Annotated in this window: 1 rRNA gene; it reads right to left on the bottom strand. The window is 56.6% G+C overall.

Features of this window, described 5'->3' with window-relative positions:
• A 23S ribosomal RNA gene (locus ACFVS0_RS21770) occupies window positions 1-1,242 on the bottom strand; the annotation flags it as partial.
• Window positions 1,243-1,592: the final 350 nt, after the last annotated feature.

Below are 1,592 nucleotides of genomic sequence, written 5' to 3'. Positions count from 1 at the left end.
GCCCCGCTACATTGTCGGCGCGGAATCACTTGACCAGTGAGCTATTACGCACTCTTTCAAGGGTGGCTGCTTCTAAGCCAACCTCCTGGTTGTCTCTGCGACTCCACATCCTTTCCCACTTAGCGTACGCTTAGGGGCCTTAGTCGATGCTCTGGGCTGTTTCCCTCTCGACCATGGAGCTTATCCCCCACAGTCTCACTGCCGCGCTCTCACTTACCGGCATTCGGAGTTTGGCTAAGGTCAGTAACCCGGTAGGGCCCATCGCCTATCCAGTGCTCTACCTCCGGCAAGAAACACACGACGCTGCACCTAAATGCATTTCGGGGAGAACCAGCTATCACGGAGTTTGATTGGCCTTTCACCCCTAACCACAGGTCATCCCCCAGGTTTTCAACCCTGGTGGGTTCGGTCCTCCACGAAGTCTTACCTCCGCTTCAACCTGCCCATGGCTAGATCACTCCGCTTCGGGTCTTGAGCGTGCTACTAAAACGCCCTATTCGGACTCGCTTTCGCTACGGCTTCCCCACACGGGTTAACCTCGCAACACACCGCAAACTCGCAGGCTCATTCTTCAAAAGGCACGCAGTCACGACCCACATCCGAAGATGTGAGCGACGCTCCCACGGCTTGTAGGCACACGGTTTCAGGTACTATTTCACTCCGCTCCCGCGGTACTTTTCACCATTCCCTCACGGTACTATCCGCTATCGGTCACCAGGGAATATTTAGGCTTAGCGGGTGGTCCCGCCAGATTCACACGGGATTTCTCGGGCCCCGTGCTACTTGGGTGTCTCTTAAACGAGCCGTCAATGTTTCAGCTACGGGGGTCTTACCCTCTACGCCGGACCTTTCGCATGTCCTTCGCCTACATCAACGGTTTCTGACTCGTCTCACAGCCGGCAGACTATGAAAAAGAGATCCCACAACCCCGCATGCGCAACCCCTGCCGGGTATCACACGCATACGGTTTGGCCTCATCCAGTTTCGCTCGCCACTACTCCCGGAATCACGGTTGTTTTCTCTTCCTGAGGGTACTGAGATGTTTCACTTCCCCTCGTTCCCTCCACACTGCCTATGTGTTCAGCAGCGGGTGACAGCCCATGACGACTGCCGGGTTTCCCCATTCGGACACCCCCGGATCAAAGCTCGGTTGACAGCTCCCCGGGGCCTATCGTGGCCTCCCACGTCCTTCATCGGTTCCTGGTGCCAAGGCATCCACCGTGCGCCCTTAAAAACTTGGCCACAGATGCTCGCGTCCACTGTGCAGTTCTCAAACAACGACCAGCCACCCATCACCCCACCCCTAAAGGGCGAGTTCACTGGGGCCGGCAACCGAAGGAACAGACTCAAACGAGCCCGTACCCTCAGATACCCAACAACGTGCCCGACACGACCCTTCACGATTCACGTTCCACGCCGAAGCAGTACTAGTGATCCCGAAGAACCGTGCCGAATAGTCAACGTTCCACCCATGAGCAACCACCGTCGAACATTTGCCGACGTAGTGGCCTCTGACCAAGCAAGCCTGGTAAGAAGTGCTCCTTAGAAAGGAGGTGATCCAGCCGCACCTTCCGGTACGGCTACCTTGTTAC

The sequence above is a fragment of the Isoptericola sp. NPDC058082 genome, from assembly GCF_042885055.1.
In the GTDB taxonomy this organism is placed as follows: Bacteria; Actinomycetota; Actinomycetes; order Actinomycetales; family Cellulomonadaceae; genus Isoptericola.
The sequence above is the reverse complement of the archived record's forward strand: the minus strand, read 5'-3'. Positions and strand labels throughout refer to the sequence as shown.